Source organism: Pseudomonas sp. W2Aug9, from assembly GCF_023127755.1.
In the GTDB taxonomy this organism is placed as follows: domain Bacteria; phylum Pseudomonadota; class Gammaproteobacteria; order Pseudomonadales; family Pseudomonadaceae; genus Aquipseudomonas; species Aquipseudomonas synxantha_A.
Window position 1 is genome coordinate 14,927 of sequence record NZ_SPKL01000029.1, and the last position, 20,219, is coordinate 35,145.

Below are 20,219 nucleotides of genomic sequence, written 5' to 3' on the forward strand. Positions count from 1 at the left end.
GACCCATTGCGAGCCCTATGCCGTCGTTCTTCAAACGCTCCCTGTTGCCCAAACTACGCGGTTTCCCGCTGTCCCCGGAGGCCATCGAGGTGCTGTCCGGCGCCGATGCCTATCGTCGCTGCCTGCTGGAAAAAATCTCCCAGGCGACGCGTCGCATCTACATCGTCGCCTTGTACTTGCAGCACGACGAAGCGGGGCAGGAGATCTACGACGCGCTTCACGCTGCCAAGGCGGCACGGCCGGAGTTGGACATCGTGGTGATGGTCGACTGGTTGCGCGCCCAGCGTGGCTTGATTGGCGCCGGCAAGCAGCCGGGCAACAGCGCCTGGTACCAGGCCATGACGCAAAGCCACGCCAGCGAAGTGCCGGTGTATGGCGTGCCGGTGCAAACCCGCGAGCTGTTTGGCGTATTGCACCTCAAGGGCTTTGTGATCGATGACAGCGTGCTGTACAGCGGCGCCAGCCTCAACAATGTGTATTTGCACAAGTTCGACAAGTACCGCTTTGATCGTTACCACCTGATCCATAGCCAGGTGCTGGCCGATTCTATGCAACACCTGATCGAGCACGGCCTGGTGGCATCCAAGGCCGTGCACCGCCTGGACCTGCCCAACCCGCCGACCACCCGCAGCCTGCGCAACGATATCGGCGACCTGCGCAGCCGTCTCAAGCACGCGGCCTATGACACCACGGCCGGGCAGTTGCCCAATGGTCACCTCTCGGTGAGCCCGTTGCTCGGCGTTGGCAAGAACAACCCCCTGAGCCGGGTCATTCTGGAGCTGATCGCCAGCGCCCAGCAGCAGTTGACCATCTGCACCCCGTATTTCAACCTGCCGTTGCCGGTGACCCGCGAGATCAACCGCGCACTGGCACGTGGGGTGAAGATCGACATCGTGGTCGGCGACAAGACGGCCAACGACTTCTATATTCCGCCCAGCGAGCCGTTCAAGGTGATCGCGGCCTTGCCTTATCTGTATGAGATCAGCCTGCGGCGCTTTGCCAAGCGTCACCAGCCGATGATCGACAGCGGCCAGTTGAACCTGCACCTGTGGCGCGATGGCGACAACACCTACCACCTTAAGGGCATGTGGGTTGACCAGCGCTATACCTTGCTGACCGGCAACAACCTCAACCCCAGGGCATTTCGCCTCGACCTGGAAAACGGCTTGCTGATCGACGACCCCAAGGGCCAATGGCTGGAGCCGCGACATACCGAGCTGGCGCAGATCTTCCAGCACACCACGCGTATCCAGGGCTACCAGCAATTGCAGACGTTGGTTGATTACCCGCCGGCAGTGGGTAAATTCCTGCGTCGGGTCAGCCGAGTGCGCATTGAGCGTTTGCTGTACCGCATTTTGTAGCCGTTATCCCGCAGGCAAAAAAACACCCAGGCCCTCAACAGGGCCTGGGTGTTTTTTTGCCGGTAGCCTTTAATTCAAACCCAGCTTGCCGCGCAGCATCGACAAGTCTTCAGCCAGGGTGTTGACCGGGCCAACCAGGGCCTTGCGGTCGTTGTCCTTGACCTTGTCGTAGGTTTCAAAGCCGCCATCCTGGGTCTTGTACTTGGCCAGGATCTTGTCCACGGTGGCGAAGTTTTTATCGACCTTGGCCAGGAACGCCTGGTCCTGCTGCCCGATCTGGCCACGGAACAAATCGACGATTTTCTTCGCACCGTCGATGTTGCCCTGGAAGTCATACAGGTCGGTATGGCTGTAGCGGTCTTCTTCGCCGGAGATCTTGGTGGCAGCGACTTCCTCCAACAGCGCCGCAGCGCCGCCGACGACTTTTTCCGGCGGGAAGGTCAGGCCATCGACCCGCGTCTTGAGATCGTTCACATCGGTATTGAGCTTGGCGGTCAGTGCTTCCAGGCCCTTGGTCGAGTTTTGCGCGAACAGCGCGTATTCAATCCGGTGAAAACCGGTGAAGTCTTCGGCCGTTACACCTTTTTCATGGTCATCGACACGCGAATCGATGGACGCGTCGAGGTCGCTGAACAGCTCGGCGATCGGCTCGATGGCCTCATAGTGCACGCGGGTCGGCGCATAGAGCTTCTTGGCGGTGGCCAGGTCACCTTTATTGATGGCGTTGGTAAACGCCTGGGTCTGGGTGACCAGTTCGCCGATTTCCTCGGTAACGTAGATCTTGTAGTCCGATACCGGGCCTACCAGGTCGAGCGGCGCGGTAGCGGCGAAGGCAGCCAGCGGCGCAAGGCTCATTAACAACGACAACGCGATAGACGACTTCTTCATGGGGGCATTCCGCTCTGGTGTGTTTCAGGTCTTGGCAGGGGTGGTGGAGTGCGTTGCAGCAAGCAGCGTGCGCCCGATGAAATCCTCAGGGCCGGTGACGCCGGGCAAGGTGAAGAAATACCCGCCGCCGACCGGCTTGAGGTATTCCTCCAGCGGTTCGCCGTTGAGCCGCGTTTGCACGCTGATAAAGCCTTTCTCCAGGTCAGCCTGATAGCAGATGAACAATAGGCCCATGTCCAGCTGACCGTTTTTGTTGACGCCGTTGGAGTAGTTGAACGGCCGCCGCAGGATCAGGTTGGCCTGGGTCTGCGGGGTGCGCGGGTTGGCCAGGCGGATGTGCGCATCAAGCTTGGTCAACTTGCCATGCGGGTCTTTGCTGTAGTCCGGCACCTGGGTTTCATGCTGGCCATCCATGGGGGCGCCGGTGGGTTTGACGCGGCCGATGATGCTTTCCTGTTCTTGCAGTGGGGTGCGATCCCAGCGCTCGACAAAGTTGCGGATGATACGCACGGCCTGGTAACTGCCATGGGCCGCCCAGGCGGGTTCGTCGCTGCTCGGTTGCACCCAGACGATCTGGTCCATGGCCTTGGCATCGTTGGAGTCGGGGTTGGCCGAACCGTCGCGAAAACCCAGGAAGTTACGCGCACTCTGCGCCGGTTCGCCGGGCTTGGCCGGGGCCTGGGGCGGCACGCTGCCTTCTTGTTTCCAGCGCACCAGCAGCAAGTCAGGCAGGTTTTTCACGATATCGCGCAGGGCGTGGATGTTGGTATCGGGCGTGTTGGAACTGAACTGCAGGCTCAGGTCGCCGTGGCACTGCGCCGGCTCCAGTGCATCGTTGGGGAAACCCACCATGCGGATCAGGCGCTTGGGCTTGACGGCACTGAGGCCGAAGCGCTCATCGAACAACGATTCGCCGACCGACACGGTGATGGTCAGGTTATCTGGGGTAACCACCGGGCCAAGGATGCCGGAGTCGGTGGGTGGCAGTTTCGGGTCGACCTGCGGCACGGTGCCGCCGCTCATCAGGAACGCGATACGCTCGTTCAGGGTGCGGAACAAACGTTCGAGGTCCTCGCGGTCGCTGGCCAGTACGTCGAAGGCCACCACCATGCCGCAGGCCGGGCGCGGGGTGACAATGCCGCTCTGATGCTGACCGAAAAAAGCCTGGTGGTCGTGGGTCTTGTCGCTGCGCGGAGCGCTGGTGACTTGCTCGGCCGCTGCGGCCATGGCCGGACAGGTCAAGGTGCTGCCGGCGATGGCCGCGCCGGTGGCCGCCATGCCCAGCAGGACGCGGCGACGCGCAAGGTTTAGCTGTTCTGAATCACTCATGTATGCGTTCGTCTCACTGCAGGCCGGAAAGGCCAAGGGCGGGGTCGATTCCATCGAGTGCGGCGGCCAGTGCCTTGGCCTTGTCGGCGATCTGCTGGCGCTGATCGGCGGTGATGCTGTCGTACGTGCTGTAGGTATTGCCGACTTTGAATGCAGCGAGTTCGGCGTCGAAGGCATTCAGCGCGCTGTCGATATCGGGCAGCAAGCCGGCTGCGGACTTGCCCAGCAGCGGGCGCATCAAGTCGACCACTTTACGAGCGACGTCCAGGTTGGCGGCAAAGCCGTTCAGATCGATATGGCTGTAGCGCTCCTCTTCACCACTGCGGGCACGTACATCCGCCAGGCTGTTGAGGTTGCGTACCACAATGCTCACCAGTTGCTCTGGGGGCAGCGATTGCGCCAGCAACTGTTGCTTGAGCTTGGTGACGTCGGCCACCAGGCGTTGCGCGACCGGCGCCAGGCCGTCGAGACTGTGTTGCTGGAACAGGCTGTATTCGAGGCGATGGAAGCCGCTGAAGGCCGGGTCCTGCTCGCGCTTTTCAAAGTAGTCGGCGCGGGCGTTGATTGCGTTATCCAATTCGGCCAGGCGTTGAGAGGCAGGCGCCAGGCGCTGATACGCCTCACGGGCCGGCACATACAGGGCCTGCGCCTGGGCCAGATCACCGGCGTCGATAGCCTGTTGCAGCGCCGTCACCGCCTTGATCAGTGCACCGCTCTGGCCGCTCAAGTACACACGGAACTCCGACAACGGGCCGATAAACGCCACCATCGACGGCTTGGCCTTGGCCTGGGCGTCGGACTCCGTGGTGGGGGTGACATGCAAGGTGCCACGCGGGTTGCTCAACAGGCCACAGGTGATGGCGTAGTCACCGGGCAACAGGTTGGCGTTGATCACCTGGCTCAGGCCTGGGGCAATGTTTTCCCGTTCCTCGACCACCAGCACACCGTCGAGGATTTCCCACTCCACCGCACGGTCGGAGCGGTTGATGATACGAAAGCTTGCGCGCCCGGCCGGCACGGTGAGGGCGTTGGGCTCGCAGGCGTGGCTGTGAATCGTGACTGCGATTTCATTGTGGTTGGTCTGGCGCTTGGTCGCGGCCAATTGCGAGGCGTAGTAGAACAGGCCACCGGCGGCGATCATCACCACCACCGAGCCGGCCACACCCCAGCGCAAGGCGCGGGATGGCGGGGCCGATTGAGGGGTTGGGTTGGACAAGAGACGGTCCTTACTGGCTGGAAACGGAAGAAGTCGTGGCGACAGGCTTGGCGGGGGCCGAGGGCAGGAAGAACATCACCAGGGCCACCACCAGGTAAATCACATAGGCACCCAGGGTGCTGACGGTCGGCACCTCCTGATAACCGAACATGCCGGCCAGTACCGAGCCCAACGGGCTATCCATGGGCAGCGCAGCGCTGAAATCGAACAGCACGGTTTGCCAGTGGTTCCACACACCGGCCTCATGCAGGGCTTGCACCGAATTGGCGAGAATGCCGGCCGCCACTACAAGGATGAACAGGCCGGTCCAGCGGAAAAACGCGCCGAGGTTCAGGCGCATGCTGCCGGAATAGATGAGGAAACCGACGACGATGGCCAGGATCAGGCCGAGCAGGGCACCGACCGGCGCGCCCGGGCCTTCGCTCTGCTGGAACACGGCCAACAGGAAAAATACCGTCTCCAGGCCTTCGCGGGCCACGGCGAAAAACACCATGGCGATCAACGCGATCACTTGGTTCCTGGAGCCGGTCAGGGCGAGGTCAAGGGATTCGTGCAGGGTATGCTTGATCGAACGCGCCACCTTGCGCATCCAGAACACCATGGAACTGAGGATGCCCACTGCGACAAGCCCTACGATCCCTTCGAACAATTCCTGCTGCTTTTGCGGAAATTCCGCACTGACCAGTTCCAGACCGCCGCCCACCAGCAACGCCAGGGCCGCGGCCAGGAATACGCCAATCCACACCGCAGGCATCCACTGGCCACGGCCGGTCTGCTGCAGGTAACTGGCGATGATGCCAACGATCAAGGCGGCTTCAATGCCTTCGCGCAGCATGATTAAAAAAGGAACGAGCATCGGGCACCAGGGCGTAACTAGTTAGGAAGCTAAGTTGTAACATAATGATACTCATTGCTAAACAAGAAATATTGACCTTTGCTGAACGAGGGCTGAACAGTGGTGGCGAAGCGCGACCGCCCTTATGATGCAGGCCACCTGGTTTGCAGTCGGATAACTCAACATCCCATGTCGGAAAAAGACACCATCTCCATCCACCTTGTGCGCGAAGCGCTGTTGCAGAGCTGTGCGCCTGGTGCGGCCACTGTCGAGGCATTGAGCAAAGTCGGGATTGACCCTGCGTTGCTTGAGCAGCCCAATGCCCGTGTCCCGGCCACGGCCTATGCGCGCCTTTGGCGTTTGCTGGCGCGGCGCAGGGATGACGAGTTTTTTGGCATGGACCCGCGCGCACTCAAATCCGGTAGCCTGGCGTTTCTGTGTCGCGCCGCCATGGCGCAACCTAGCCTGGCGGCGGGCCTGGAAACCGGCCTGGGGTTTCTTTCGTTGATGCTGGAGCACATGCCAGGCCAGTTGGTTCGCCAACAGAGCCTGGCGGAGATCGTCCTGCTCGAACCCGATGAGCCCAAGCGTGCGTTCACGTATTTCACTTATTGGATGATCGTCCACGGCGTTGCGTGCTGGCTGGCGGGGCGTCGCATCCCGATCCTGGCCATTGAGCTGCGTTGCGCGCAGCCGGACTTCTGTGACGATTACCAGGTAATGTTTTCCGACAACCTGCGCTTTGATCGACCTCGTACCCGCATGATCTTTTCTGCCGACTGCCTGGACCTGCCGATCAAACGCAGTCAGCAGGAGCTCCAACGTTTTCTGGCCCATGCACCCGCTAACATCCTGGTCAAATACCGCGACCCTGAAAGCCTCGCCACGCGCATCAAGCACGACCTTCGGCAGATGCCTCCCGACACTTGGCCGGAAACGGAGGGCCTTGCCGCCAGGCTATGTATTTCTGCGTCCACCCTGCGTCGGCGCCTGGCGGAAGAGGGGCAGACTTATCAGGGCCTCAAAGACAGTGTGCGCAAAGAACTGGCGATTGTGTGGTTGGCTGAACCGCAGATCAGCTTTGCCGAGATTGCCACGCGGCTGGGGTTTGCCGATGCGAGCTCGTTCTACAAGGCGTTTCGCAAGTGGGTGGGGTCGAATCCGGGGCATTATCGGAGTTTGATTTTGAGCGAATCGAGTCGGTTCTAACCTTCGTTATGCGCAAGTAAGAAATTTCTTACTCATTCCTTCACCCCAGTATGACAGAACGCTCCTTCGATATTTTAGGACGCGGCCGGCATATTTGGCGCTTGATTTCGTGCACTGTAAGCAACGTGTTCCTACCCGCATTAGTGGGTGCTTGATATCTGCTGGGCTGATATCGAGTGTCATGTGCTGGCAGCCGTTGCTTAACTGCGAGGTGCGCTTATGGGGAAATAAAAGATCAGATATTTCGAGTGGGTATTTATTTACTATTTTCTGATTTGAGGTGAGATTATGAAAGGTCTTATTGCGTTGCCGTGTCTCGCGTTAATGCTTTTGTCTGCTCAGGTGTCGGCCTTGTGTCTGTATATAAGTGATAGCTATAGCGGGCTTTTGCCACCTGGTGTCGAAACGACTGTGTATGGCCCGTTCACAATAACTTCCGCGAATGGATGTGCGGGTGCGACTATTGATGCCTCAGCTTCCACGGGAGGAGGGCGGGCGCCACAGTTGATTATCCAAAAGCAGTTGGGAGCCTCTTAGCAATCTGTTGCGACAAGCTTTGGGAGCAGCGCTTCATACTCTGGATCGTTTGGTACCTATCGAGTCGCTATGTTCAATTCCGACCCTGATGTGAAATCCTACTCAGGCACCGCCAAATACGGCCGCTGAAGGCCTGCAATGGCAGTGCGTTAAGATCCTCCTTAGCGCACTGCCCAAACGACTTGGATTCAAGCTTGCTCATGAATCTTTAAATCACTTCTGGAAGAGTTGACGAAGTAGGTCAATGCGCCTATCGCGTGATTGGCATCTATCATCCCACGCCGCCACCTCAAAGTATCTTCTTTCACGTCTGCAGGATTATTTTCAAGGAAATCATTGTAGTCCTCAAGCCGCTCATTAAACAAAGCGATGGCGTTGAATTTGACGTCTGTTTCTGTAGGAAGACCATCTGCACCACTCGCCAAATTGCCTTCGGCGAATATTACAAATGCATGTATATCTATCATTTCATCGTCGAATAATCGTCGCGCTACTTTTCTGAGGTCATCTGAGCTTATGGCTGTCATGTCAAAGCCCTTTAAATATTCTTTCAGGTCGGCGATTTTTTTTGTTTCACCAAGATTTAGTGTGTCAGCTGCTACGGACTCCTCAGTGATTGTGAATTTATTCGTTATTTGTTCAGGATTTTTAATAACGTAAGCGTTGGTTGCCTTGGTATGCCTCATCTGCTCAGCAGTCAACATGATAGCCATGTCGCCTTCCTCCATTAGTAAGTGGCACTTGGTTGTCGACACGTGCGCCAATTACTTTAACGTGGGTGTACCGCTTGCCTACATGAAAATGCACTGTTGTTTCTGAAGTATTAAAACCTGGAAGCCAGGTATAGCGCAGTACTAGGACATTACCTACGAAGGACTTCTTAATTGGCTTACAGAAATAACGTTCAATATTTTAGGAAGTCCTGACAAAAAAAAGCCCCGCGACCGAATGGATCGCAGGGCTAAAAATTGGCTGGATGCGACCAACCAAAGGAGCTCTTTACATCACTTGTTGCTGGCCACCACTGCATCCGGTTGCCAGCCACCACCCAACGCCTTGTAGATCGCCACAATGCCGCGATACAGATCCACTTCGGCCTGGGCCTGGGAGTCCTCTGCGGCCAGGCGTTCGCGTTGGGCGTCGAGCAGTACCAGGAAGTCCACGGTGCCTTCGCGGTAGCGGATCGCGGCGAGGTCGGCGGCGGCGCGGCTGGATTCGCTTTGGCGGATCAGAGACACCAGGCGTTGCTGACGCTTGCCGTAATCGCTGAAGGCGTTCTCGGACTCTTCCAGGGCCAGCAGCACTTGCTGCTCGTAGGTTGCCAGGGCGCCGTCGGCCTCGGCATTCGCACCGCGCAAACGCGCACGCACACTGCCCAGGTCAAACGCGGCCCAGGTAATGCTCGGGCCCAGGGACCAGGCATTTGCTGCAGCCGAGCCGATCTGCGAACCACGCCCGGCGGTAAAGCCGAGGAAGCCGCTGAGGCTGACCCGTGGGAACAGGTCGGCCTTGGCCACGCCGATACGCGCGGTGGCGGCGGCCAGCTTGCGTTCGGCGCTGAGGATGTCCGGGCGCCGTTGCAGCAATTGCCCCGGGTCGCCAATCGGCAGGGCCTTGGCGATTGCCGGCAGGTCTTTGGGGCTCAGGTCCACGCTCAGCTTGTCGGGACGCTGGCCGAGGAGGGTGGCGATGCGATTGCGCTCGCGCACTTGTTCGGCTTGCAGCTGCGGCACGCTGGCTTCCACCGCCGCCAGGCGTGCGTCGGCACGCTCGACGTCGAGTTGATCACCCACGCCGGCATCGCGCAGGCTGACGGTGATGGTGCGTGATTCTTGCTGGTTCTTCAGGTTGTCCAGGGCGATGCGTTCACGCAGTTGCGCCCCGCGCAGTTGGCCATAGGCATCCACCAGTTCAGCGATCATGGTGACTTGCAGTTGGTACAGGTCGGCTTCGGCCACCTGTTGGTCAGCGTCGCTGGCTTCCAGGTTGCGGCGGATGCGCCCGAACAAATCCACTTCCCAGGCCATGTCCAGGCCCAGGTCATAGCGCTCGCTGTTGACACGCTTGGTAGTCTGGCCGGGAATCTGGCCCTTGCCCACATCGCTGCTGGCGCGGGAGGTGACCACTGGCATGATGTCGTTGGCCGCGTCGTCACGGATAGCCCGTGCCGCCCGCAGGCGGGCAAAGGCTACGCGCAAATCACGGTTGCCGCTCAGCGACTGGGTTACCAGCTGGTTGAGCGTCGGGTCTTCGAACTGCTGCCACCAGATGCCTTCGTACTTGGCATGGTCGTAGCTTTTGCTGTCGGCGGCGGCCGTGATGTTGGCCGCCTCCAGTTGCTGGGTCTTGTAGTCCGGGCCTACGGCACAGGCGGCGAGCGCCAGTACCAGCAAGCTCGGCAGGAATACTTTCACACTCATTGCTGTGTCTCCAGCTTCAAGGCCTTGGCCGCTTTGCGCGCTTCCTGGCGCTCAACATAGCGACGGATCAGTACGTAGAACACTGGCGTCAGCAACAGACCGAAGAAGGTCACACCGATCATCCCGGAGAACACCGCCACACCCATGGCATGGCGCATCTCGGCACCCGCACCGCTTGACAATACCAACGGCACCACACCCATGATGAACGCGAACGAGGTCATCAGGATCGGCCGCAGACGCAGGCGGCAGGCTTCCAGTACCGCGGCCAGCGGGTCGAGGCCCTCCGCTTGTTTATCCTTGGCGAACTCGACGATCAGGATCGCGTTCTTGCAGGCCAGGCCCACCAGTACGATCAGGCCGATCTGGGTGAAGATGTTGTTGTCGCCGCCCGAGATGATCACCCCGGTAATGGCCGACAGCAGCGTCATCGGTACGATCAGGATCACCGCCAGCGGCAGGCTCCAGCTTTCGTATTGGGCGGCCAGTACCAGGAACGCCAGCAGCACGCAGAGCGGGAACACGAACAGCGCGGTATTGCCCGAGAGGATTTGCTGATAGGTCAGGTCAGTCCACTCATAGGTCATGCCGTTGGGCAGTTCATCCTTCAACAGCTTTTCAATCGCAGCCTGGGCCTGGCCGGAGCTGTAGCCCGGTGCGGCGTTGCCGTTGATTTCAGCGGTGATAAAGCCGTTGTAGTGCATCACGCGGTCCGGGCCCGAGGTGTCGCTGACCTTGATAAAGGTCGCCAGGGGGATCATCTCGCCTTTGTTGTTGCGCACTTTCAGCTGGCCGATCTGGTCGGAGTCCTGACGGAACTGCTGCTCGGCCTGCACGTTGACCTGGTAGGTACGCCCGAAGCGGTTGAAGTCGTTGGCATACAACGAACCCAGGTAGACCTGCAGCGTGTCGAAGATGTCGCTGATCGCCACGCCGTGGGTCTTGGCCTTTTCGCGGTCGATGGCGGCGTCGACTTGCGGCACGTTCACTGTGTAGCTGGTGAACAGGCCGAACAGTTCAGGCACGCTGTGACTCTTGGCAATCACGTTCTGGACTTCTTTGTACAGCTCGTCGTAGCCGAGGTTGCCACGGTCTTCGATCTGCAGACGGAACCCGCCGATGGTGCCCAGGCCCTGTACCGGTGGCGGCGGGAAGATCGCCATGTACGCTTCTTCAATGTTGGCGTATTGGCCATTCAACGCCCCGGCAATCGCCCCGGCCGACATGCTAGCGTCTTTACGCTCATCGAAGGGCTTCAAGGTCACAAACACGATGCCGCTGTTCGGGCTGTTGGTGAAGCCGTTGATCGACAGGCCCGGGAAGGCAATCGCGGCCTCCACGCCGGGCTGTTTAAGGGCGATCTCCGACATGCGCTTCATCACGTTTTCGGTGCGGTCCAGGCTTGCAGCATCGGGCAGTTGAGCGAAGGCCACCAGGTATTGCTTGTCCTGGGCCGGTACGAAACCGGTCGGGGTGTGAGCAAACCCGAAGAACGTCAGCACCATCAGGCCGGCGTATACGAACAGGGCAATACCACTGCCGCGAATCACTCGGCGTACGGTACCCACGTAACCATGGCTGGCCTTTTCGAAAAAGCGGTTGAAGGGACGGAATAGCCAGCCACCGAAGAGCTTGTCGAGGAACTTCGAGAAGCGATCCTTCGGCGCATCGTGACCGCGCAACAACACGGCGGCCAGGGCAGGGGACAGCGTCAGCGAGTTAAACGCCGAGATCACGGTCGAGATCGCGATAGTCAACGCGAACTGCTTGTAGAACTGCCCGGTCAAGCCACTGATAAAAGCGGCTGGAATGAATACCGCACACAGCACCAGCGCTGTAGCGATGATCGGGCCGGTAACTTCGCTCATGGCTTTTTCGGTGGCCGGGAATGGCTCCAGGCCCAGTTCGATATTGCGCTCGACGTTCTCCACCACCACGATCGCGTCATCCACCACGATACCGATGGCCAGTACCAGGCCGAACAATGACAGGGCGTTGAGCGAGAATCCGAACAGGTGCATCACCGCAAACGTACCGATCAAGGATACCGGCACCGCCACCAACGGAATGATCGAGGCGCGCCAGGTCTGCAGGAACAGAATCACCACCAGCACCACAAGGATCAGCGCTTCGAACAGTGTGTGCACCACCGCTTCGATAGAGCCGCGTACAAAAATGGTCGGGTCATAGGCGATGCGGTAATCCATGCCCGCCGGGAAACTCTTTTTCAGCTCGGCCATCTTGCTGCGCACATCGTTGGAGATGTCGATGGCATTGGAGCCGGGGCGCTGGAAGATCGGAATCGCAACGGCCGGCTGGTTATCGATCAACGAGCGCAGCGCGTATTGGCTGGAGCCCAGCTCGACCCGGGCGATGTCTTTTAGGCGCGTGATTTCACCGTTGGCGCCGGCACGAATCACGATGTTCTCGAACTCTTCCTCGGTGACCAGGCGGCCTTGGGTATTGACCGACAACTGGAAGCTGGTGTCACTCGGCGCAGGCTGAGCGCCCAGGGCACCGGCAGCCACCTGGCGGTTCTGCTCGCGGATCGCCGTGACCACATCGGTGGCGGTCAGGTTGCGCGAGGCGGTCTTGTTCGGATCCAGCCATACGCGCAGGGAGTAGTCACCCATGCCGAACAGCTGCACATCGCCGACGCCGCCCAAACGGGCCAGTTCGTCCTTGATGTTGAGGATCGCGTAGTTGGACAGGTACAGCATGTCGTAACGCTGATCCGGGGAGGTCAAGTGCACCACCATGGTCAGGTCGGGGGAAGCCTTGTCCACGGTGATACCGATGCGTGTCACTTCCTCCGGCAGCTTTGGCTGAGTCCGCGTCACACGGTTTTGCACTTGCACCTGCGCGTTGTCCAGGTCGGTGCCCAGGGCGAAGGTGATAGTCAGGGTCAGCTTACCGTCGGCGGTGGACTGCGAGGACATGTACAGCATGTTCTCGACACCCGTGATGGCCTGCTCCAGCGGTGCGGCCACGGTTTCGCCGATGACTTTGGGGTTGGCACCCGGGAAGTTGGCGCGTACCACCACAGTCGGCGGCACTACTTCCGGGTATTCGCTGATCGGCAGTTGGAACAGCGAGATTGCACCCGCGATCAGGATCAACAGCGACAGCACCGCTGCGAAGATCGGCCGCGAAATGAAGAACTTGGAAAAATTCATCTTGAGTCTTATCCCTTAACCGCGTGGAGTCGCAGTGCTGGCGAGCTTGGGCGCGGTCGTTTCCGGCGCCACTTGCTCCAGGTTGCTGGCTTCAAGCGCTTGTCGTTGTTGGGCCAAGGCGGCGAGGGTTTCCTTGCTGGCCATCGGAATGGTTTCCGGCGCGACCGGTGAGCCGGGGCGCACACGCTGCAGGCCCTTGACGATCACGGTGTCGTCCTTGGTCAGGCCGCTGCGTACGATGCGCAAGCCTTCGATCTTGGGCCCCAATTCCACCGCGCGGTAAGCCGGCTTGTCGCCGTCCATCACCAGCACAAACTTCTTGCCCAGGTCGGTACCGACGGCTTCATCGTTGATCAGCACGGCGGAGTAGGTGCCGCTGCCGACCAGCTTCAAGCGCGCATACAGGCCAGGGGTGTATTCGCCCTTGCTGTTGTCAAACACCGCACGGCCACGGATGGTGCCGGTGGACGGGTTGACCTGGTTGTCGACGAAGTTCATCTGGCCCAGGTGCGGGTTGCCGGTTTCGTTGGACAGGCCCAGATACACCGGGGTGGTTGCGCCGCGACGGCCTTCACGGGCCAGTTCGGTGTACTTGAGGAACACACGCTCGTCGGCGTCGAAGTAGGCGTAGACCTTGTCGGTGGAGACCACACTGGTCAGCGCAGTGGTGTCGGCGGTCACCAGGTTGCCGGCGGTGATTTCGGCACGGCTGACGCGGCCGCTGATCGGTGAAGTGACACGGGTAAAGCTCAAGTTCAGGCGGGCCAGGTCCAACTGCGCCTGGATCCCGGCCATGGCGGCGCGGGCCTCCTGGGCGGCGGTGGTGCGCGAGTCGGCCAGTTCAGCGGAGATCGCATTGCTCTGGCGCAGGCGTTCGCCGCGTTGCGCTTCGTTTTCGCTGCGGGTGGCGGCGGCTTTGGTCTGTGCAAGCTGGGCTTCCAGGCGGCGCACTTCGGCCTGGAACGGGCGCGGGTCGATCTGGAACAGCAGGTCGCCTTTCTTGACCAAAGCGCCTTCAGTAAAAGCGACTTGGTCAATCTGGCCGGACACCCGAGGACGAATTTGCACGGTTTCCGGGGCTTCCAGCCGTCCGGTAAATTCGTCCCACTCGTTGACCGGCTGTTCCAGTACCTTGGCCACGCTGACCTTGGCTGGGGGCATGGCGGCCGCTTGTTCGGGAGACTTGCCGCACGCGCTCATCACCACCACGGCCAGAATCGCCAGGGGGAAGCGCAAAAGTTTGAGTGACTGTTCCATGAGGTGCATCCGCCAATGTATTTGAGATGGGCGGATCATGCGCGGCGGGGTGCTATGTCACGAATCGAATGAAGCAAAGGTAACTATCATTCGGAATGATATAAGAGGGGAGTCAGCCCTCTAGCATGGGGGTTTCGTTAGGGAGCTATCAATAGCCTTGATGACAAAAGACTGTTGCCTAAGGTGCATCGAATGCTTCACCCAGAAAATCGATCAAGGCGCGCACCGACGGCATCAGCCCGCGCCGGGATGGAAATACCGCCGTGATAACGCCTTGCACGGGCTGCCACTCAGGCAGCAAGACAACCAGACGCCCCTCGGCGACATCCTCCTTGACCACCACCCATGGCAGGTTGGCGATGCCTACTCCCGCCAGTGTCGCGTTTTTCAAAGTCGGCACATCATCGCTGACCAGGCGCGGCGTGTGCTGGATCTGCGTCGTCGCGCCATCCTGGCCGGTCAGCTCCCACACGTACTGAATCATCAGGTTGCCCCAGTGCACGGTGGGCAGCCCGGCAAGGTCGGCGGGTTGCGAGGGCAGGGCATAGTCCTGCAAAAAAGCCGCGCTCGCCACCAGCACCTGAGTACTTTTACCGAGCAGTTTCATCACCAGTTCACTGCTTTCCAGGGGTGGGAAACACAGGCTCAAGGCAAGGTCATAACCCTCGGCAATCACATCGACCTTACGGTTGAAGCTCTTCACATTCAGTTCGACGTTGCCGCATTGCGCCATGAATTGAGCCAGCATCGGCGCCACCCAATAGTTGAGCAGCGCGGTGGTGCAACTCAGGCGAATCAAGCCGCGTGGTTCTGATTTGTTGAAGGCCACCACATCTTCTGCCGACTCGGCCTCGGCAATCATCGCCACACAATGTCGATAATAAGCCTGGCCGATATCGGTAACCTGGAACTGGCGCGTCGAACGCTGTATCAGCCGCGCCCCAAGCCTTGCCTCAAGCTGACCGACCCTGCGACTCAGGGTCGACTTGGGCAGGTTCAACGCTCGACCCGCCGCCGCAAAGCCGCCGTGCTCGACCACCTTGGCGTAAAGGAAGAGTTCGTTCAGGTCGAACATGGGCAGTGTTCCATTTTTGAGATGCCCCCAGCTTAATCCAACTCAGGCCCTACGTTGAGCGAATGTCAGCGCTTTCATCCGTGCGTCAGTTCAGTGTACGGCTGACCTCACGCAGGCGCGCGTCGCTCAGGTTGCCGGTGGACGCCAACAGGTGCAACTGGGCCATCAGGATCGCATAGCGTTGTTGGGCCAGGCGTTGTTGGGTATCGGTGACTTTCTGTTGCGCATCCAGTACGTCGGTGTTGATGCGGGAACCGGCTTCGAAGCCGTGGGTCACGGCGGCGAGGTTGATCTGGCTGGAGTTCAAGGCCTGCTTGAGTGCCTGATATTGGCTCATGCCGTTGGTGACTTGCAGGTAGGCCTGACGGGCCTTCATCCCGGCGTTGCGGCGTGCGTCTTCGACTTCGTCCGCTGCCTTGCTTTGCAGTGCATGGGCTTCGCGCACGCGACTGCTGGTGCGGCCACCGCTGTAGAGCGGAACGCTCAGTTTGACCCCGACCACGGTCTGGTTATAGCGATTTTCCGGTAACGTCACATCGTATACATCACCGCCGACAGAGGCGAAGCGGCCATGGGCGGCGATCAGATCAAGGGTGGGCAAATGGCCGGCCCGTTCCTTGTCGATGTCCATTTCGGCCAGGCGCTGGGCAATCTGCGCCGCCTGTACGGCGAGGTTGCCTTGTTGCGCGGTCGTGGCCCAATCATCGATGACAGCGGGCACCGGGGCACTGAACTGCGGCTCTTTGCCTGACCAAGGCCCCACCTGTGCGGCAGTCAATTGGGTGAGTGTTTCGTTGGCGATGTCCAATGCACCACGGGCGGCAATCTGTTCGGCGAATGCCTGGTCGTATTTGGCCTGAACCTGCGCGAGCGCGTTAGCGGTGGTAGCCCCGTCGGCCAGCAGTCGCTGGCTGCGCGTCTGGCTCTGGCGCAGGGTTTGTAGCTGTTGTGTGCGGGTGTTCAACAGTTCCTGATTGAGCAGTACGTCGAAGTAAGCGCGGGCAACGCGCAGCATCAGCGCTTGGCGCGCCTGTTCAGTGTGCAGTTCACTGGCACTGATCAACAGTTTGCTTTGGTCGTGGGCGATCACATTCTGCCAACGCAGCAGCGGCTGTGTGAGGACCACCGCGTAGGCGTTGGTGTTATTGCGATTGCGATGATAATCGGAAGAGTCCTCGGCATCGACCCAGGCCGCGCCGCCGGTGACAGACAGGTCTGGCAGCAGGTTGGCACGGCTTTGCGGTTCCTTTTCTGCCGTGGCCAATTGCTGGGCCTGTGCGGCGGCGAACTGCATGTCGTGGGTCAGTGCCTTCTGGTACAGGTGGTACAAGTCATTTGCCGATACCTGGGTGGGCGCGCAGGCGAGTGCCAGCCAATACAGGGGCGTGAGCAGCGAGGTGGTGTTGAGATGCAAACCTGGAATACGCAAGGGGTGTGCTCCACTGAAAGATTTATCGACTGATGTGGCTTCTGCGCATCATCAGCACCATGGGAATCCCGATGGCCATCACCGCTCCCAAGGTGCCGAACAGCATGCTGAACGCCAGCATTTGCCCTTGTTCGCGTGCTTGCATGTAGGGCATCAGGGCCAGGGCTTGTTGATGGCTCGCCAGGCCCAGGGAAAGAAACAGCGGGTCGGTTTCCACGCCTCCCCAGCCACTGGCAACCAGACTCGATTCGGTGACATGTTCGGAAAGCAGGCGGTAGCGTTCCCACGAGAACCGTGTGAGCAGGGTGGCTGCGATGGCGATACCCACGCTGCCCCCCAACTGGCGCATCAGGTTGAGCACGCCCGAAGCACCGGAGATCAATGTCAGCGGCAGGCGGCGCATCGCCAGGTTGGTCAGCGGCACAAAGATCATGCCCAGGCCCAGGCCGCGGATCACCAAGGGCCAGTACAGCGTGTCCGGGTTACTGTCGAGGGTGAACTGGGTGTGCAGGAACATGGCATAGCAGTACATGACGATGCCCAGCGTGACGAACACGCGCTCGTCGATCTTGTTTTCCTGGGACAGCTTGCCGATCACCAAGGTGCTGATGGCGCTGGCCACTGCCCCGGGGAAAATCACCAGCCCGCTCTGGTAAGCGCTCTGCGCCAGTAAGGTCTGCAAGAACAGCGGCACCATGAACAACGTGCTGTACAGCCCGAAGCCCACACAAAATGCACAGATGCATCCCATCAGGAACTCGCGATTCTGGAACAGTGCGACGTTGACGATTGGGTTGGCCACACGCCGCTCCCACCAGAAGAAGCCCACCAGGCTGAAGCTGCTGAGCAACAGGCAGGCTACGGTCCAGTTGGACGCCATCCAGTCCCAGTGTTCGCCGCGCTCCAGCAGGATCTGCAGGCTGCCGACGCCCAGAGCCAGCAAGCAGAAGCCGCTGTAGTCGACGCTGGAAGGTTTTTGTTCGTTGGGCGAGTCGTTGATACACAGCCAGCACAGCAACAAGGCCACGGCACCGATCGGCAAGTTGATCAAGAAGATCCAGTGCCACGACAAGGTGTCGATCAGGTAGCCGCCGACGGTCGGGCCGAGGGTTGGCCCCATCATCACCCCCACGCCGTACAACGCCATGCCGCTGCTGACTTTTTCCTTGGGGAACACGTCGTAGATGATGGCCTGGGAAATGCCCAGCAACCCGCCGCCCGCCAGGCCTTGCAGCACCCGAAACGCGACCAGTTGCCAGAGTTCGGCAGACATCGCGCAACCCAACGATGCCAGTACGAACAGCGCAGTAGAGACCAGGTAATAAGTACGCCGGCCGAACCACGCCGATAGCCAGCCACTGACCGGAAGAATCACCACGTTGGCCACCACATAACCGGTGGAGACCCAGGAGATTTCATCCACCGACGCCCCGTAGGTGCCCATCAGACTGGGAATCGCGACGTTGACGATGGTGACATCGAGCAGCTCCATCATCGAGACCAGCGTGACGGTAAACGCAATCAGGTAGGGCGACCTCATAGCGTCTGGCCGGCGTCGTCAGGTGCGGCCACTTCGACGAACGCGCTCATGCCCGGGCTCAACAGCGACTTATAGTCATCCGGCACAGCGTTTAGCGCGATGCGCACCTGCACGCGCTGCACCACTTTGGTGAAGTTGCCCGTGGCATTCTCCTGGGGCAGCAATGAGAATTTCGCCCCGGTGGCCGGTGCCAGGCTTTCGACGACGCCGTCGAAGGCGTGCCCGGGGAAGGCGTCCACGGTAACTCGGGCGTTCTGGCCGACGCGCACGCGGCCCACCTGGGTCTCCTTGAAGTTGGCGGTAATCCACAGCGGTTCGGTGGCGATCAGGCTCATGAGCTTTTGGCCGGCGACCACAAACTGGCCAGGCTCCACTTCTTTTTTCGAGACAATGCTGCGCAACGGCGCGGTCTGGCGGGTGTCGTTGAGCTGGATCCTGGATTGTTCCAGCTCAGCTTGCGCGGCCGCGATCCGATAGTCCTGCACCTTGAGTTCGGCCTTGTTGGCCAAGGTGCTTTGGGCCGCGGCCTGGGCGTTGCTGCGCGCTACCCCCTGGGCATGGCTGAGGGCATCGAAACGCGCCTTGGCCACTTCCTGGTCCTGGGTGCTCAGCACGCCTTGAGCGCCGAGGCGACGGGCACGCTGGTAGTCGTTACGCGCTTGCTCAAGGTTGGCGCTCGCTTGAGCCAGGGCCGCTTGCGCGGCCTCGCGCATGGCCACTGCACCGAGCACCTGGCTGTCCAGCGCCCCCGGCACGCCTGCGCGCCCGGCGGCGGCGAGCAGCGCTTGCCACTGTGCTTCGCGCTGCTGCAGCTGGTAGCGGTATTCACTGTCGCGGATCTGAAACAGCAGGTCGCCGCTTTGTACTGTGACGTTGTCCACCACCGGCACACTGATCACCACGCCCGAGAGCTTGGCCCGTACCGGGATGATCACCCCGTCGAGTTCGGCGTTGTCGGTACTCACGTAGGTGCTGGAATACTGCCAGCGCTGCCAGCCCAGTATCAGCAACCCGCCGACCACGACGCCGCACAGCGTCAGTTTTATCAACTTGCCTTTGGTCATGTGGTACTCCCTGTCGATGCACGTTGAGGTCAAGCAGGCTCAGAAACGGTGTGGACCTCCCGCGCAGGACGGCTCACCGTCGGCTGAGCCTTGTCCAGCAGGAACTGATGCACGCCATTCCACAGGTCAATCCGTGAGTTGATTGCGGTTTTCGCACTCTCGACCATGTGCAGGTGTTGCGCGGGGCTGGTGACGATTTCGGCGATGATGCGTTTGGCCGCCGGGCCGTGATCGTCACCATCCATCTCGATGTGGCGCTTCAAGTAATACGTGAGCATCGGTACCTCGCTTTCACTGACCGACCATTGCGACAGCAGGCGACCAAACATGTCGGGGATAATGTCTTCACGCCCGAAGAAGAAGTACGCCAGGACCGCTTCGGTGCTGCCGTGTTGCGCAATATCGAGGGTCTGGCACATGAACACTTTGGCCGCCGTTGGAATCTCTCCGTGGTTGAGCGCCTTGGCCAGCGGAACCTTGGCCTGGATAGCGGCCAGGAAGCGGCGGAATACGCTGCTGTCGGCGCCGATTTCATCCATGGCCGCGAGGTACAGGTCCAGGTGGCTGATAAAACCGCCCTCGGGATGCTCGTCGGTCTCTTCACCGACCACGATTTCGTTGATCAGGCGGGCGGCGGTGATGTGTACCGGCGGTACCCAGGGCAACTCCACGCAGGTGAGGTCGCGCTGGATACGCTTGAGCAAGGTCATGAAGTCCCAGACGGCGAACACGTGAAATTCCATCAGGGTGCGCACGTCTTCTACGGTGCGGATACTGGCGAACAAGGGGTGACTGAACAGCTGCTCGCGCTCGGTTTCAATGTGGCTATCGATATCAAAAGGCATGCGTGCTCCTGCGGCCTGAAGGGTCAGGCAGAAAATCC

Annotated in this window: 15 protein-coding genes; 2 read left to right on the top strand and 13 right to left on the bottom strand. The window is 60.1% G+C overall.

Annotated elements, in window-relative coordinates:
• Positions 1–17: 17 nt before the first annotated feature.
• Complete coding sequence (gene pssA / locus E3O56_RS18895) at positions 18–1,361, top strand: CDP-diacylglycerol--serine O-phosphatidyltransferase (protein WP_223018254.1); 1,344 nt, start codon at positions 18–20, stop codon at positions 1,359–1,361.
• 69 nt (positions 1,362–1,430) lie between these two features.
• Here the strand turns inward: pssA and efeO (E3O56_RS18900) are convergent, their stop codons facing one another.
• From efeO (E3O56_RS18900) to efeU, 4 genes are read right to left on the bottom strand one after another with little or no spacing between them, the layout of a single operon-like run.
• The gene (efeO, locus tag E3O56_RS18900; RefSeq protein ID WP_078821413.1) at positions 1,431–2,249 is read right to left on the bottom strand and encodes an iron uptake system protein EfeO; all 819 of its coding nucleotides are present in this window, start codon (positions 2,247–2,249) and stop codon (positions 1,431–1,433) included.
• A 24-nt stretch (positions 2,250–2,273) separates the two neighbouring features.
• Positions 2,274–3,578: an iron uptake transporter deferrochelatase/peroxidase subunit gene (gene efeB / locus E3O56_RS18905; RefSeq protein ID WP_032875125.1), complete on the bottom strand. Its 1,305-nt coding sequence runs from the start codon at positions 3,576–3,578 to the stop codon at positions 2,274–2,276.
• A gap of 13 nt (positions 3,579–3,591) precedes the next feature.
• A complete protein-coding gene (gene efeO, locus E3O56_RS18910) occupies positions 3,592–4,794 on the bottom strand; it encodes an iron uptake system protein EfeO (protein WP_248128761.1) in 1,203 nt (400 codons plus the stop codon).
• Positions 4,795–4,804: 10 nt separating this feature from the next.
• Complete coding sequence (gene efeU, locus E3O56_RS18915; protein WP_248128763.1) at positions 4,805–5,650, bottom strand: iron uptake transporter permease EfeU; 846 nt, start codon at positions 5,648–5,650, stop codon at positions 4,805–4,807.
• A 168-nt stretch (positions 5,651–5,818) separates the two neighbouring features.
• On the opposite strand from efeU, the gene E3O56_RS18920 reads away from it, so the two are divergent.
• Positions 5,819–6,838, top strand: a complete 1,020-nt coding sequence (locus E3O56_RS18920) for an AraC family transcriptional regulator (protein WP_248128764.1) — start codon at positions 5,819–5,821, stop codon at positions 6,836–6,838.
• Between the two features lie 725 nt (positions 6,839–7,563).
• On the opposite strand, the gene E3O56_RS18925 is transcribed toward E3O56_RS18920, so the two are convergent.
• From E3O56_RS18925 to E3O56_RS18965, 9 genes are all read right to left on the bottom strand, one after another.
• Complete coding sequence (locus tag E3O56_RS18925) at positions 7,564–8,088, bottom strand: hypothetical protein (protein ID WP_032875136.1); 525 nt, start codon at positions 8,086–8,088, stop codon at positions 7,564–7,566.
• A gap of 291 nt (positions 8,089–8,379) precedes the next feature.
• Positions 8,380–9,795 carry a TolC family protein gene (locus E3O56_RS18930; RefSeq protein ID WP_122734224.1) on the bottom strand — a complete coding sequence of 472 codons (1,416 nt, stop codon included), beginning with the start codon at positions 9,793–9,795 and terminating at the stop codon, positions 8,380–8,382.
• Complete coding sequence (locus E3O56_RS18935; RefSeq protein WP_032875142.1) at positions 9,792–12,971, bottom strand: efflux RND transporter permease subunit; 3,180 nt, start codon at positions 12,969–12,971, stop codon at positions 9,792–9,794. Before E3O56_RS18935 ends, E3O56_RS18930 begins: the two co-directional genes overlap by 4 nt.
• A 15-nt stretch (positions 12,972–12,986) precedes the next feature.
• Positions 12,987–14,228 carry a multidrug efflux RND transporter periplasmic adaptor subunit MexE gene (gene mexE, locus E3O56_RS18940; RefSeq protein ID WP_078821430.1) on the bottom strand — a complete coding sequence of 414 codons (1,242 nt, stop codon included), beginning with the start codon at positions 14,226–14,228 and terminating at the stop codon, positions 12,987–12,989.
• A 178-nt stretch (positions 14,229–14,406) separates the two neighbouring features.
• Positions 14,407–15,303 carry a LysR substrate-binding domain-containing protein gene (locus E3O56_RS18945; protein WP_032875145.1) on the bottom strand — a complete coding sequence of 299 codons (897 nt, stop codon included), beginning with the start codon at positions 15,301–15,303 and terminating at the stop codon, positions 14,407–14,409.
• 85 nt (positions 15,304–15,388) lie between these two features.
• Entirely contained in the window at positions 15,389–16,732 is a 1,344-nt protein-coding gene (locus E3O56_RS18950) for a TolC family outer membrane protein (RefSeq protein WP_248128766.1), read from the bottom strand.
• Positions 16,733–16,754: 22 nt separating this feature from the next.
• The gene (locus tag E3O56_RS18955) at positions 16,755–18,272 is read right to left on the bottom strand and encodes a DHA2 family efflux MFS transporter permease subunit (protein ID WP_032875151.1); all 1,518 of its coding nucleotides are present in this window, start codon (positions 18,270–18,272) and stop codon (positions 16,755–16,757) included.
• Positions 18,269–19,336, bottom strand: coding sequence for an HlyD family secretion protein (locus tag E3O56_RS18960; protein WP_032875154.1), 1,068 nt, complete (start codon positions 19,334–19,336; stop codon positions 18,269–18,271). Before E3O56_RS18960 ends, E3O56_RS18955 begins: the two co-directional genes overlap by 4 nt.
• A gap of 29 nt (positions 19,337–19,365) precedes the next feature.
• Entirely contained in the window at positions 19,366–20,181 is an 816-nt protein-coding gene (locus E3O56_RS18965; RefSeq protein WP_032875157.1) for a DUF3050 domain-containing protein, read from the bottom strand.
• Positions 20,182–20,219 lie beyond the last annotated feature (38 nt).